Consider the following 13,193-nt stretch of genomic DNA (forward strand, 5'->3'; position numbering starts at 1 on the left):
GGTCACGAGGCACCCGCCTGGAAGACGGCACGGTAGGCCGGGTCGGCCCAGAGGGCATGGTGGCTGCCGCAGGCGCGTACCCGGCCGTCGTCCAGCCAGATCACCCGGTCGGCGGCCGCGGCGGTCGCCACCCGGTGGGTCACGATCAGCCGGGTGCGGTCGCGCAGCTCCCCGGACAGTGTCCGGGCGACCTGGTGCTCGGTGACGGTGTCCAGGCTTGAGGTGGCGTCGTCCAGGATGAGCAGGCGCCGCCCCTGCGCGAAGGCGCGGGCCAGGCCGAGTCTTTGCCGCTCACCGCCGGACATGGGCGCCTCCCGCAGTGGCGTGTCGTATCCGAGCGGGAGGCGCCGGACGAAGGTGTCGGCGCGGGCCGCCCGTGCGGCGGCCCGCACGACCTCCCTGTTCGCGCCTGGTTGCTCGACCCGGCCGTCACCGGTGCGGCGACGACCGTGGCGGCCGGTGCCGGGGGTGCGAGCGGGGGTGTCGGTGCCCAGGGCGATCGCGGCGGCGACGGTGTCGCCGAGCAGGACCGGGCGCTCGAAGGCGTACCCGACGGCCCGGCGGAGCGCCTCGCGGGAGAGTTCCGGCAACGGGACGCCGTCGAGGTGGACCGTGCCGTGGCGCGGGTCCACCAGCCGTCCGGCGACCGCGGCGAGCAGCGACTTGCCGGCGCCCGAGCGGCCGACCACGGCCACCGCCTGCCCGCCGGGGATGACGAGGTCCACCTCGCGTAGGCCGCCCGCGTCCACGCCGCGGAGCTCCAGCGTGCCGGGGCCCGGCGGCAGCGGCCGGGTGCCGTAGGCCCGGGGGCTCTCGGCGACCAGTTCGTCCACCCTGGTGGCGGCGGCCCGCGCCCGGGCCAGGCGGCCGACGTAGCCGAGTGCCGAGCCGAGGCCGGCGCCGAGCACGACGTAGCGGGCGGCGGCGTACAACTCGCCGGCCGTGAGGTCTCCGGCGGCCAGTCGCAGTCCGCCCACCCCGAGCACCGCGACCTCCAGCAGCGGGACCACGGCGCCGGCCTGCACACCGGCCCGCGCGTTGGCCCGCCACATGGCCATGGCATGCCTGCGCAGCAGGGGCAGCGCGGTCAGCACCCGCGCCCGCTCCCGATCGGCGGTACCGGCCGCGGCGATCGTGCGGGCCCCGGCGAGTGCGTCGACGAGACGGGCGGCGATGTCGCCCTGCGCCGCCTGGTAGTCGCTCGCGATCGCGGTGCTCACGGTGAGGAAGGAGCGCAGTACGAACGCGATGAGGACGAGCCCGACGACCAGCGTCGCGGTCAGCAGGGGATCGATGAGGGTGAGGGCCACGACGCCGCCCGCGGTGGGGATGACCAGCGCCGCCCCGGTGACGAGCGACTCCGGGACGCGTCCGATCTCCTCGGTGTTCAGGCCCATCCGGGTGACCAGTTCCCCCTCGGGGAACCGGCGGGTGATCGCCGGCCCGATACCGAGGACGCCGCGCACCACCCGTTCCCTGAGCCAGGCCGAGGAGCGTGCGCCGCTCGATCCCGAGGCCCAGACGCCGAGGGTGTCGCAGGCCACGGTCAGGATGACCACGCCCGCGCAGGCGCCGAGCCAGGTCGCCGCGCCCGTGCCGTCGGCCACGAGCGCATCGACGGTCCTGCCCAGCACCAGGGGGAGCGCGAGCTGGGCGAACGCGCCCAGCACGGAGGTGACCGCGAGGACGGCCAGCCAGGGTCCGCCGCGCCGTACGGTCTCGGCCACCAGCCGGTCGGCTGCCCGCACGGTCCCTCCTTCCTGGAACGGGTGTGCCCGGGGCGGCCGCCGTCGCTGGCCGTCCCGGGCACGGGGTCTCACTAGTGGCAGAGCAGCAGGCTCAGGTTGCTGGGCCGGCCGGACTCGCAACCGAGGACGGTGAGGGTGCTGCCACCGCCGCCGTCGTGGCCGCCGCCGGGGGTCTCCAGGGACTGCAGGTCGAGAAGGACCATGGGAATGGCTCCGTTTCTAGGTTCTCTGGGTTTTCGTGGAACGGGAGGACTAGTGGCAGAGCAGCAGGCTCAGGTTGCTGGGCCGGCCGGACTCGCAACCGAGGACGGTGAGGGTGCTGCCACCGCCGCCGCCGTGGCCGCCGCCGGGGGTCTCCAGGGACTGCAGGTCGAGAAGAACCATGTCGTTACACCTCCTTCGAGGGGTCGTAGGTGCCAAACCGCCCGGCGGATCCGTGCGCGGACGCCCCGGCAGGGGCGTTCATGCCGCCGGGCGGCTCGATGAAGGGGAGGAACGCCGGCCGGTCGTGCAGCACGGCGCTCATCGCGAACAGGACTCCGGCCGTGCCGGTCGCGAAGTCCATGGAGAGCCTGAGCAACTGGTCGCCGGGGAAGGCCAGCCCGCCGCCGTGGGGCAGCGCGTGCCAGCCGAGCCCGCGCAGCTGCGCGGCCAGGTCTGTGTGGTCGGTACGGAGGGTCTCGGGTCCCAGGCCCCAGCCGAGGGCGGCGAGCACGCCGCTCCTGCCGGTGAACAGGCCGGACTGCACGAAGTACCGTCCCCGGGTGACGAGCCGGCAGCCGTCGAGCGCGGTACGGAGGTCCGCGTCGTCGCGGTGGGCCAGGTGGCGGGCGAGCACCATGCCGATGCCCACGGACCCCTCGTCCAGGTAGGGCAGCGTGCGCCATCCCTGGTCGACCTGGAGGGTTCCGTCCTCGCCGGTGACGCAGCGCCGCAGGTCCTGCCGGAGCGCCGCGTCCGCCCGGTCGAGCAGCGACGTGTCGCCGGTGCGCTCGTAGGCGTGCAGGAAGAGAAGGGCGGGCCCGGAGGAGCCGTACATCAGCCCGGCGCGGGGATGGCTGCCGCCGCTGATCTTCGGCACGTCATCGGGCCCGCCCAGCCTGTCGGAGCAGATGTCGACGATCCGCAGGGCAAGGTCGGTGAAGGCCGACTCGCCGGTGGTGACGCCCAGATGGAGAAGGTTCAGGCCGATGCCCGCCAGGCCGCCGAACAGCCCCAGCTCCAGCGCCTCCCACTTCTCGCGCAGGCACAGGTCGACGGTGTCGATCGCGTCCTGGCGGTGCCCGAGCAGGTCGAGGACGTAGGCCACGCCGTGCAGTCCGTCGTAGAAACCGACGCCTGTTCCCGGAGCGGGGGCCAGCGCCCTGCGGCGTAGCCAGTCCTCGTGGGCCGGGAGGCGCTCGGCCCCGGTCACCGCCAGCGCGTAGAGCACGCCCGCGGCGCCGTACGCGAGGTTGACGCCCCCGCCGGGCTGGAACTGGGCGACGTCACCGGGGAAGAGCCGGTCGTCGCGGTCGGGAGTGGCACTCGCCAGGATGGCCCGGGTCATCGCCTCCCTGAGCTCGGGCCAGCCGTCGTGGCCCGGCCTCGGGAACGGTGTGACCACCGCCGGAGCGGGGCCCGCGACGGTCAGGACCGCCTCGTCGATCACCTCGGGCGGCACCGGAAAGGTCTCGGTGATGAGCCTGGCCAGGTCGACCACCTTGGCGCGGTCGAGCGGCAGCATGATCGTGAGCTGGGGGGCGAACAGGCCGAGGCAGAGGCAGGCGAGGGCGTAGCGGTCGACGTCCGTGCCCTGCCGGTCGGCCGGCGCGCCGAATGCCGGATGGGCGAGCGCCGCGCGGCCGCGATCGGTGCCGAAGGTCGCCACCTCGTAGTCGATCAGCACCAGGCGGCCGTCCTCGGTCACCAGGATGTTGTTCGGGTGCAGGTCGCCGAAGACCACCCCGCGTCCGTGCAGGGACTCGATCGCCCGCCGCACCTTGGGAAGCGTGCCGAGCACCCAGGCGGTGTACTCGGCGAGGGCCGTCCCGTCGCAGGTGGCCCTGGTCAGCGGGTATCTCTGGACGAGCTGCCGCTGGAGCGGGTTGCCGTCGACGAACTCCTCGACCAGGAAGTGGTGGTCACCCAGGGTGAAGTAGTCGATCAGCGCGGGCACCGCGTCCAGCCCGGACAGGTGCTCCAGCATGTCGCGCTCGTGTGCCAGCCGTGCCACGGCGTCCCGGCCGGCGGCGTCGAGACCGGCGTGCGGGCGGGCCTCCTTCAGCACGACCCGCTCCCCGGTGCGCAGGTCCTCGCCGAGGTAGACGCCACCGCCGTTGGAGAACTGTATGACGCTCTCGATCCGGTACGGCAGGTTCTCGGTGGTGACCGCGTTGCGGGCGGTCAGGTGGGGTTCGAGGAAGGCGGGCAGCGTCACCCAGGACGGCACGCCGAAGGAGGGCTCGCGCACGTCGGGGACCAGCCGCCCGTCGCCGTCCTCCACGGCCAGCACCAGCTCGCCGTTGCCGGCCAGGCAGCGCCGCCCGGCGAACCCGCCGTACCGTACGAAGAGCGGGCCCTCGCCGTAGCGGAGGTCGCTGAGGATGTACGGTCCCTCGACGCCCGCGAGCAGCTCGTCGAGCTCCTTCAGGGTGAGTTCCAGCTGTGCCTCGTCCACCGGGTAGATCGTCACGAGCTTGCCGCTGGAGCCGCGGGGGGCGGCCTTGGAGTTCAGCATGGTCATGACCGGCAGGCTGCGCAGGAACTTGAACGCGATGCCACGGGGGACGCAGTAGTCCCAGACCGTCTCCATGGCACGTTCGGCGTCCTCGGTGCGGGCCGAGACGTGGATCTTCCAGCCCTGGGCGGGGATGCGGCCCGCGAGCGGCGCGTAGTGCATCCAGGTGTCGGTCGCCTGGTGCTGCCAGCCGTCCGGGACCTCTCGGGCCGCGAGCGCGAAATCGGGGTGGTCGCTCCGCCGGCCGTCAAGCGTGTCATAAAAAAGCGGGTCCGCCAGGCAATAAAGCTCATACTGGTCATCCACGGCATTCTCCCCTGCTGTCTTCCAGAAGAGAGAATTACGGATAACCCGAGAAATCACTAGTTACAAACTAAACCACTCGTATATGCGAAACGCATAGTGTTGACCGTGAAAGTGGGCGCTACCTGCGCTTTTGTGAGAGACATGAAGGTTATTCGGAATAATTGCCGGGAACCTCGGCTATCAGGGTGAACCACCCGTCCGCGCTGCCCGCCACCTGTACCGTGCCGCCCAGCTCGCCCAGGCGGTGGCGGAGGTTGCCCACCCCGCTGCCGATGTCCCCACCGATGTCACCGCCGGTGGAGGACGCCTCCCGCCGGGGTGCCCCGTCGTTGACGACGGTCAGGCGTAGCAGGCCGCCGTGCTCGACCAGTTCGATCGCGCACCGCTTCACCTGGCTGTGCCGCAGCATGTTCGTCACGCCCTCGCGCACCACGGCGCCCAGCGCCGTGCTCACCGGCTCGGGCAGCTCGTCGGTGTCCACCCGGACCGAGCAGTAGGCCCCGAACCCCTCCATCAGCTTTCTGGCGCGGGCGGCCTCACCGGGGAACGAAAGCCGGTGGCGGGCCGCGGACACGTTCCGTACCGCGTGCGCGGCCTGTCGCACCGCCTGGAGCACCTCTTCCAGATCCTCACGCAGGCGTGCGTCGCCGGCGGCCCGCCGATGGGCCAGCTCCCCCTTGATGGACGCCAGCCAGAGCCAGTGCCCCACGATGTCGTGCATGTCGCGGGCGAACCCCTCATAGGCCCTGGCGAGGGCGCGCTCCTGCTCGGCGCGCAGGCGCCTGATCCGCAGGGTGAGGGTGAGCGTGACGCCCAGAGAGATCAGCAGGATCCCCGCCCCGGCCGCTCCGACGAGGTAGGCGGGGTGCGGCATGAAGCGCCTCTCACAGCGGAAACGATATTCCTCCCAATAAACTCGAAGAAGTTGTTGAATGTCAACCGAGGAGGGCGGTTGCTACTTTCATCGATAGGGAAATAATGGTGATGAATGAGCTGAAAATGAGGTGAAATAAACTGGGTGACGGGGGAGCCGGCCGCTGGTCGGAGCTTTTTGACGCGTGCTGTGCGGCATGGCGAAATCATCCGGACCGACCTGGAGAAGAGGGCGACGGTTACCAGGAGAGCTTGAACGCCGAAGGCAGCAGCAAATAGGCCCCGGCCACCAGGCAGGCGCCCGCGACCACCAGGAAGAGGAACACCCAGAACCCGCCAGGCAGGAAGGTCAGCCGGGCGAGCTGATCGGCGTCGGAGTCGGGCGCCCGGCCGTGACGCCGCTTGCGCTGTAGCTCCACGATCGGCCGCACGCCCCCCAGCAGCAGGAACCACACGGCCAGATAGGCGAGGGCCGCGTCCATGTCGGGCTCGGCGTACCAGGTGAAGGCGGAGATCGCGCCCCCGGTCGCCAGCAGGCTCACCACACCGAACAGGTTGCGGATCAGCAGCAGCATGCAGAACAGCAGCACGATCACTACTGCGATCAGCACCTCCACGTAGCCGGAGGAGGTCAGCCACGCCCCGCCCAGCCCCAGCAGGGACGGCGCGACATATCCGGCGGCGGCGGTCAGGATCATGCCGGGCCCGCGGGGCCTGCCCCTGGTCAGAGTCACACCGGAGGTGTCGGAGTGCAGGCGGATGCCCTCCAGCTTGCGCCGGGTGAGCAGCGCCATCAGTGCGTGCCCGCCCTCGTGGGCGATGGTGATGAGCCCTCGCGACAACTGCCACGAGGTGGACCACGACACCACGCCCAGTGCGGCCAGCGCGGACAGCAGTACGACCCAGAGGGGCGGCCCGGAACGGGCCGTGGTCAGGGTCACCCAGAGGTCGGACAACGCTCACTTCTCCTTCGAGGCATGAGAGCAAAGCGTCCCACGACTGCCGGTGTGCTGGCGATAAAGTCGAGGTCGTGCAGAATATGATTCCGGAACTCACGGATGCCGACGTCCCCACCTGGTGGCGTGGGCTTGGTCTGCCCGGCCTGGCGGACGTGCACGTCCACTTCCTGCCCGAGCGTATGGAGCGCCGGGTCTGGCACCACTTCGAGCACGGCGGTCCGCTGATGGGGAAAGGGTGGCGGATCCACTACCGGCTGCCCATCGAGGTGCGGGTCGACCGGCTGCGGGCGCTCGGGGTACGGGCCTTCTCCGCCCTCGCCTACGCGCACCGGCCGGGCATGGCCGAGAGCCTCAACGAATGGACCCTCGACTTCGCCCGCCGTACGGCGGAATGTCTGCCCTCGGCCACCTTCTACCCCGAACCTGGAGTCCTTGGTTATGTCCAGGACGCGCTCGGCCGTGGGGCGCGGATCTTCAAGGTTCACCTCCAGGTCGGCGACTTCGATCCCAGGCGTGAGGAGATCGACGAGGTATGGGGACTGCTGGCCGAGCGGGGCGTTCCCGTCGTCGTCCACGCCAGCTCGATCCCGCTGCCCGGCCGCTGCACGGGGCCGGTGCCGGTAGGCGGGGTGCTGGAGCGTCATCCCACCCTGCCGCTGGTGGTGGCGCACCTCGGCATGCCGGAGTACGACGAGTTCTTCGAGCTGGCCGAGACCTTCCCGAACGTGCGGCTGGACACCACGATGACCTTCACCGACTTCGCCGAGCGTGGCATGCCGTTCCCCACGCGCCTCCGGCCGCGCCTGCGTGACCTCGGGCTGGCCGGCAAGGTCCTGCTCGGCAGTGACTTTCCCAACATCCCCTACCCCTACGCCCACCAGCTCCACGCGCTGGACAGGCTCGACCTGGGCGAGGACTGGCTCCGCGCGGTGTGTTGGAACAACGCGGACAATCTCCTTGACCTTTCGGCGCACTACACTCGGTCAGCAGGACATTGATGATCGGGAGAGACTCGTGAACGACCGAAACGCCGAGCTCATCAAGACGTTCTATGGCGCCTTCGCACGCCGTGACGCCGACGAGATGGAGCGCTGTTACCACCCCGACGTCACGTTCGGCGACCCCGTCTTCCAGGATCTCGAAGGACGCGACAGGGTCATGGGGATGTGGCGGATGCTGCTCGGCCGCAGTGCCGACCTCGGGGTGAAGGTCCGCGACATCGCCGTCCGTCGGCACGAGGGCACCGCGCACTGGACCGCCAGTTACACCTTCGGCAAGACGGGCAGGAGGGTCGTCAATGAAATCGACGCTCTCTTCCGTTTCGAGGACGGACTTATCGTTCGCCACCATGACGACTTCGACCTGCGGCGCTGGTCCAAGATGGCCATGGGCGTGCCGACCGGGATCATCCTCGGCTGGACCCCGATGCTCAGGGCCAAGATCCGCAACACCGCGATGCAGTCGCTGCAAGAGTTCATGACCACCCGATAAGGAGACACGTGTGACCGACCGGCGAGTGCGGGGCCTGCGAAGCCTGATGCGTGGGCGTCCCGGCGTCGGTGGGGAGTCCCCCGAGCGTTCGATGGACCCCAGATCCGCCGGTGACGGGCTGCCGGTCCCACCCCGCTCGCGCGTCATCGACAACGCGATCTACGTCAACGGGCACCGCGCCGCCACCCCCGAGTCCCTTCCCGACGCCTTCGAGTGCCTGAAGAACACCCTGGACGGCATGGCCTGGATCGGCTTCTACCGGCCGGAGGACAGCGTCATCCTCGACGTCGCCGAGAAGTTCGACCTGCACGAGCTGGCGGTCGAGGACGCCATCGTCGCTCACCAGCGGCCCAAGGCCGACCGCTACGGCGACACCCTGTTCGTGGTGCTCCGCCCCGCCAGGTATCTCGACGAGGCCGAGGAGGTCGACTTCGGCGAGCTGCACGTCTTCGTCGGCCGGAACTTCGTGATCACCGTACGGCACAGCGAGGCCCCTGACCTGTCACAGGTCCGCCGCAGGATGCAGCACGACCCCGACCTGCTCGGCCAGGGGCCGCAGGCGGTGCTCTACGCCATCCTCGACGCGGTGGTGGATGGCTACGCCCCCGTGGTCGCCGGTCTGCAGAACGACATCGACGAGATCGAGGTGCAGGTCTTCGGCAACGAACCCGGGGTGTCCCGCCGCATCTACGAGTTGTCGCGCGAGGTGATCGAGTTCCAGCGGGCCACCCAGCCGCTGCTGGGCATGATCGAGGGTTTCATCGCGGGGGCCGCCAAGTACGGGGTGGACGAGGAACTGCAGAGATACCTGCGGGACGTGGCCGACCACGCGATCACCGTCGCGGAGCGGGTCAGCGGCTTCCGCCAGATGCTCCACGACATACTCGTGGTCAACTCGACCATGGTCGCCCAGGCCCAGAACGAGCACATGACCAGGCTCACCGAGGCGAGCAACGCCCAGAACGAGGAGGTCAAGAAGATCTCCGCCTGGGCCGCCATCCTGTTCGCCCCCACCCTCGTCGGCACCATCTACGGAATGAACTTCGACGTGATGCCCGAGATCCACTGGACGTGGGGCTACCCTTTCGCGGTCCTGCTCATGGCGGGCGTCTGCCTCACCCTGTACCTGGTGTTCAAACGCCGGGACTGGCTCTGAGCCGGGCACCTCCCGGCAGGAGGCGCCTGGCCACATCGGCACCGTCAGTTGAGCTTGGCCAGGATCAGATCCAGCTTGCCCTCCATGGAGTCCATGCGGGCGTTCATGGAGCTCATATTGCTTTCCATGGAGTCCATACGACCTTCCATGGACCCCATCCGGGCATCCAGACCGTCGACCTTGGTCTCCAGACCGTCGACTTTGATGTCCAGACTGTCGACTTTGATGTCCAGCCCGTCGACCTTGGTGGAGAGAGCGGAGAGGGCCTCCTTGGTGGCCATCCTGTTCATGATCTCTTCGAACATCGGCGCGGTGTAGGTCATGACCTCCTCGCGGACGATCTTAGGGAGATCATTCAAGGTCTCCTTGATGTACGCCAGGTCTGCGCTCGTCTTGAAGGCATGGGCCTCCAACTCCGTCAGGCGCTGACCTGTGTTTCCAATCGCCACTCCGGGCATGGTACCTCCTGCTCAGGGGGAAACGGAGGGCTGTCCGGCTACGAGTCGGAGCCGCGATCCGTGACAGCACGCATCCAATTGAACACGTACGGATGACATGCTGGAGGCGGGTTCCGGGATTTCGGTCCGGCGGAATCAGCTGAGCAGTTTGCGGGCGGCGGCCTCGATCTCGGCCTCCGAAAGCAGCACGTGCCTGGACGCCTCACCCAGCGGGACGAAGCTGTCGAAGGAGGTCACCCGGGCGATCCTGCCGGTGAAACCCGCGTCGACCAGCTCGGTGACGATGCTCTCCGAGACCCCGCCGGTACGGCGGGTCTCGTCGGCGATCAGCACCCTTCCGGTCAGCTCGGCGGCCCGCATCAGATCCTCCACCGGCAGGGGGGAGAGCCAGCGCAGGTCGAGCACCCGGCAGCTGTGCCCCTCGGCGGTGAGCCTGACCGCGGCGCGCAGGCTCATCCGCAGGCCGTTGCCGAAGGTCACGATCGTCAGGTCGCGGCCGTCGCCGTAGCTGCGGGCGCGCCCGATCGGGATGTGCGTCTCCGCCCAGCGGACCGGGGGCGCGTACGGGGAGAGCCAGCCGTTGTCGCCCTCCTCGAACATGTCGCGGGTGCCGTACAGCGCGATGGGCTCAAGGAAGACGCAGACGCTGCCGTCGGTGCGGGCGGCGGCCAGGCAGGTGCGCAGCATCGAGGCGGCGTCGTCGGGACGCGCGGGGGAGGCCACGACCAGGCCGGGGATGTCGCGCAGCGCGGCGATGGAGTTGTCGTTGTGGAAGTGGCCGCCGAAGCCCTTCTGGTAGGCGTAGGAGGCGACGCGCAGCACCATCGGGTTGCGGAAGGCGCCCCGGGAGAAGAACTGGAGCGTCGCGGCCTCGCCGCGGATCTGGTCCAGGGCGTTGTGCAGGTAGGCCAGGTACTGGATCTCGGGCACCGGCAGCAGGCCGGAGACCCCCGAGCCGAGTGCCAGGCCGAGCACCGCCTGCTCGTCGAGGTGGGTGTCGAAGACCCGGCCGAGGCCGAAGCGTTTTTGCAGGCCGCGGGTGACGCCGTAGACGCCGCCCTTGCGTGCCACGTCCTCGCCGAAGACCAGCACGTCGGGGTGGGCGGCCAGGACGTCGGTGAGGGTGCGGTTGATGGCCTGGGAGAGGGTCAGCGGACCCTCCTGCTCGGGGAGCCTGCCGCCGAAGGCCCTTACCCTGGCCTCGGGGGGCGCGACGTTTCTGCCGGCCGCGGCGACGGCGGCGGGGGTGCGCGGGGCCAGCGGCTCGACGATGTCGAGGGCGGAGACCAGCCGGGGCCGCCGTGAGCTCTCCATGGCCATCTTGAACAGGTGCTCGCGCGTCGTCTCATAGCGGAGCAACAGCTCGTCGGGGGTGATCAGACCGGCCTCGACGAGCAGCCTGGCGGTCGCGACGAGCGGATCACGGGCGAGGTCGGCGTCGATCTCCCGTTTGGTCCGGTAGGAAAGCTCCACGTCCGAGCCCGCGTGGCCCATCAGCCGGACGGTGCCGACGCGCAGCAGCGCCGGGGCCCGATTCGAGCGGACGTGGTCGGCGGCGGCCAGCGCCACGTCGTGGACGTCGGCCAGGTCGCAGCCGTCGGCCTCGAAGTACCTCAGCAGTGGGTGGTGGGCGGCCTTGACCCAGCCCTCGGGGGTGCGCACGCTGATGCCCAGGCCGTTGTCCTCGCAGACGAACAGGATCGGCAGCGCCAGTTTCTGGTAGGAGCCGTAGGCGGCGGTGTTGAGTCCGGACAGGGCGCTGGCGTGGTTCGTCGAGGCGTCGCCGAAGCTGCACATCGCGATGGCGTCGGCCGGCCACGGCCCCGGCAGCCCGAGCTGGCGGGTGCGCTCGATGGCGAAGGCCACGCCCACCGCGCGCGGCAGGTGGCTGGCGATCGTGGAGGTCTGCGGGATCACCGCCAGGTCGGGATGGCCGAAGACCTTGTGCCGCCCGCCGGCCATCGGTTCCTCGGCCGAGGCGGTCAGGCCGAGCAGCACGTCGCGCATCCCCTCCTCGGGCAGCCGTCCCGCCATCGCCGACCGGGTCAGGTAGAAGGCGCCGGACCGGTAGTGCGGGAGGACGGGGTCGGTGACGCGCAGCGCGGCGGCGATCGCGGCGTTGCCCTCGTGTCCGGCCGAGCCGATGGTGTAGAAGCCCTGCCCCTGCTCGCGAAGCCAGCGGGCGGTGATGTCCAGCAGCCTGCTGCCCAGCTGGAACTCGAACAGCTCGCGGCAACGGGCCCCGGTCAGGGTCGTGCCCTCCCGTACGGGAAGGCTGGGATCGCGCGGCGCCCCGGGGGAGAGGGCGGCCACGGTCTCGGTGAAGTGGGTCTCAACGGAGTCGCGCGCCACAGCCCGATTATGTCCTCCTCGGCGGACGCCGTCCCCAACCTTGACATCTTTGGTGTGGCGGGGTTGAGGATCGGCCTTGTTCAACAGTTTTCCATGACGGGTTGTCAGAATTTACCGCTGATTATCGGAAACAATGGTCAAGGAGGTGCCTTTGCCGGTGCGAGCCGGAAAACGAGGCAAGACTTGTGGATGGTCGCCTTACCGAGCGTGAGGATCAGTGAAGTATGGAAGGTGAGTGACGCGGGAGGGGAGCCGCAATGCTGGTACAGGACGATGAGCGACCGGTGGTCGTCGGATACGACGACTCCGCGGAGAGCCGGCGGGCGCTGCGCTGGGCCCTTGAGGAGGCCCGCCTCAGATTCCTCCCGTTGCTGATCTGTCACGCCTGGCAGTGGCCCTACCCGATGCTCTCCGTCACCCACGAGACCACCGCGGTCATCCGGCGCATGGGCTCGCACATCCTGGATAGGGGGCTGGCCCTGGCGCACGATCTGGCCCCGCGGGCGCAGGTGCGCGGCCAGCTGGTGGAGGGGTCGCCGGGGGCGGCCCTGGTGAGCGTGTCGGGTGTGGCCGAGCTGGTCGCGATCGGCCCGCGCGGCTCCGGTGGTTTCGACGAGCTGAAGATCGGCTCGACGACGGTCCAGGTCGTCTCGCACGCCCGTTGCCCGGTGGCCGTCGTCAGGCAGCCGGGCCACCTCCGCACCGACCGCGTCGCGATCGCCGTGGAGGACGCGCACCTGGAGTCGGCGGAGCTCGGTCTGGCCTTCGAGGAGGCGAGGCTGCGCGGGGCGGCACTGCTGGTGATCTGTCTCTGCCCCGAGGGCGCCGACGACACCCGGCGGGTGGCGGTCCGCTTCAACACCAACGTCGCGCTGTGGGAGGAGAGGTATCCGCAACTGGAGGTGGAGACCATGATCGAGACGAGATCCCACGTCGAGGCGCTCCGTCACGCGGCTGATCGCTCGGACCTGATGGTGGTGGCCGACAGGGAGCACGACGACCCGCCGGGCCTCGCCATCGGCCCGGCCTGCCAGATGCTGCTGCGCGAGGCGCCGTGCACGGTCATGGTGCACCCCTCGCAGACGTGGCTCACGTCCCCGCGCGAGGGCGCTCACATCATGAGTTAGTGAT

12 protein-coding genes are annotated in these 13,193 nt (G+C 69.9%); 4 read left to right on the forward strand and 8 right to left on the reverse strand.

Annotated features, from left to right (window positions below; all coding sequences use genetic code 11):
• Positions 1–2: 2 nt before the first annotated feature.
• From IG98_RS0108240 to IG98_RS0108265, 6 genes are all read right to left on the reverse strand, one after another.
• Complete coding sequence (locus tag IG98_RS0108240; protein ID WP_030907978.1) at positions 3–1,748, reverse strand: ABC transporter ATP-binding protein; 1,746 nt, start codon at positions 1,746–1,748, stop codon at positions 3–5.
• Positions 1,749–1,819: 71 nt separating this feature from the next.
• A complete protein-coding gene (locus IG98_RS50220) occupies positions 1,820–1,951 on the reverse strand; it encodes a SapB/AmfS family lanthipeptide (RefSeq protein WP_157594222.1) in 132 nt (43 codons plus the stop codon).
• Positions 1,952–2,000: 49 nt separating this feature from the next.
• A complete protein-coding gene (locus tag IG98_RS50225; protein ID WP_157594223.1) occupies positions 2,001–2,132 on the reverse strand; it encodes a SapB/AmfS family lanthipeptide in 132 nt (43 codons plus the stop codon).
• Positions 2,133–2,136: 4 nt separating this feature from the next.
• A complete protein-coding gene (gene lanKC, locus IG98_RS0108255; protein ID WP_030907980.1) occupies positions 2,137–4,773 on the reverse strand; it encodes a class III lanthionine synthetase LanKC in 2,637 nt (878 codons plus the stop codon).
• 148 nt (positions 4,774–4,921) lie between these two features.
• Positions 4,922–5,647, reverse strand: coding sequence for a sensor histidine kinase (locus IG98_RS0108260; protein WP_051751821.1), 726 nt, complete (start codon positions 5,645–5,647; stop codon positions 4,922–4,924).
• Positions 5,648–5,885: 238 nt separating this feature from the next.
• On the reverse strand, positions 5,886–6,602 hold the full coding sequence (locus IG98_RS0108265; RefSeq protein ID WP_030907985.1) for a M50 family metallopeptidase: 717 nt from the start codon (positions 6,600–6,602) through the stop codon (positions 5,886–5,888).
• An 83-nt stretch (positions 6,603–6,685) separates the two neighbouring features.
• On the opposite strand from IG98_RS0108265, the gene IG98_RS0108270 reads away from it, so the two are divergent.
• The 3 genes from IG98_RS0108270 to IG98_RS0108280 are packed head-to-tail and all read left to right on the forward strand — an operon-like array spanning position 6,686 to position 9,252.
• Positions 6,686–7,603, forward strand: a complete 918-nt coding sequence (locus IG98_RS0108270) for an amidohydrolase family protein (protein ID WP_030907987.1) — start codon at positions 6,686–6,688, stop codon at positions 7,601–7,603.
• Positions 7,604–7,619: 16 nt separating this feature from the next.
• Positions 7,620–8,096, forward strand: a complete 477-nt coding sequence (locus tag IG98_RS0108275; protein WP_030907989.1) for a nuclear transport factor 2 family protein — start codon at positions 7,620–7,622, stop codon at positions 8,094–8,096.
• 10 nt (positions 8,097–8,106) lie between these two features.
• Positions 8,107–9,252 (forward strand): magnesium and cobalt transport protein CorA, encoded by a 1,146-nt coding sequence (locus IG98_RS0108280; RefSeq protein ID WP_030907991.1) that lies wholly within the window; start codon positions 8,107–8,109, stop codon positions 9,250–9,252.
• Positions 9,253–9,296: 44 nt separating this feature from the next.
• On the opposite strand, the gene IG98_RS0108285 is transcribed toward IG98_RS0108280, so the two are convergent.
• Together IG98_RS0108285 and IG98_RS0108290 are read right to left on the reverse strand one after the other, a co-directional pair.
• Positions 9,297–9,710 (reverse strand): DUF2730 family protein, encoded by a 414-nt coding sequence (locus tag IG98_RS0108285; RefSeq protein WP_030907994.1) that lies wholly within the window; start codon positions 9,708–9,710, stop codon positions 9,297–9,299.
• A 135-nt stretch (positions 9,711–9,845) separates the two neighbouring features.
• Positions 9,846–12,062 (reverse strand): thiamine pyrophosphate-dependent enzyme, encoded by a 2,217-nt coding sequence (locus tag IG98_RS0108290; protein ID WP_030907996.1) that lies wholly within the window; start codon positions 12,060–12,062, stop codon positions 9,846–9,848.
• 257 nt (positions 12,063–12,319) lie between these two features.
• Here IG98_RS0108290 and IG98_RS46645 point away from each other — a divergent pair, with 257 nt between their 5' ends.
• Positions 12,320–13,189 (forward strand): universal stress protein, encoded by an 870-nt coding sequence (locus tag IG98_RS46645; protein ID WP_051751823.1) that lies wholly within the window; start codon positions 12,320–12,322, stop codon positions 13,187–13,189.
• Positions 13,190–13,193: the final 4 nt, after the last annotated feature.

The sequence above is a fragment of the Streptosporangium amethystogenes genome, from assembly GCF_000721075.1.
In the GTDB taxonomy this organism is placed as follows: Bacteria; Actinomycetota; Actinomycetes; order Streptosporangiales; family Streptosporangiaceae; genus Streptosporangium; species Streptosporangium amethystogenes.

What these genes read in the sequence shown, in the direction of transcription:
- IG98_RS50220 (WP_157594222.1), bottom strand. Translation starts at nt 1,951, where the DNA reads ATGGTCCTTCTCGACCTGCAGTCCCTGGAGACCCCCGGCGGCGGCCAC.
- IG98_RS50225 (WP_157594223.1), bottom strand. Translation starts at nt 2,132, where the DNA reads ATGGTTCTTCTCGACCTGCAGTCCCTGGAGACCCCCGGCGGCGGCCAC.
- IG98_RS0108260 (WP_051751821.1), bottom strand. Translation starts at nt 5,647, where the DNA reads ATGCCGCACCCCGCCTACCTCGTCGGAGCGGCCGGGGCGGGGATCCTG.
- IG98_RS0108270 (WP_030907987.1), top strand. Translation starts at nt 6,686, where the DNA reads ATGATTCCGGAACTCACGGATGCCGACGTCCCCACCTGGTGGCGTGGG.
- IG98_RS0108285 (WP_030907994.1), bottom strand. Translation starts at nt 9,710, where the DNA reads ATGCCCGGAGTGGCGATTGGAAACACAGGTCAGCGCCTGACGGAGTTG.
- IG98_RS46645 (WP_051751823.1), top strand. Translation starts at nt 12,320, where the DNA reads ATGCTGGTACAGGACGATGAGCGACCGGTGGTCGTCGGATACGACGAC.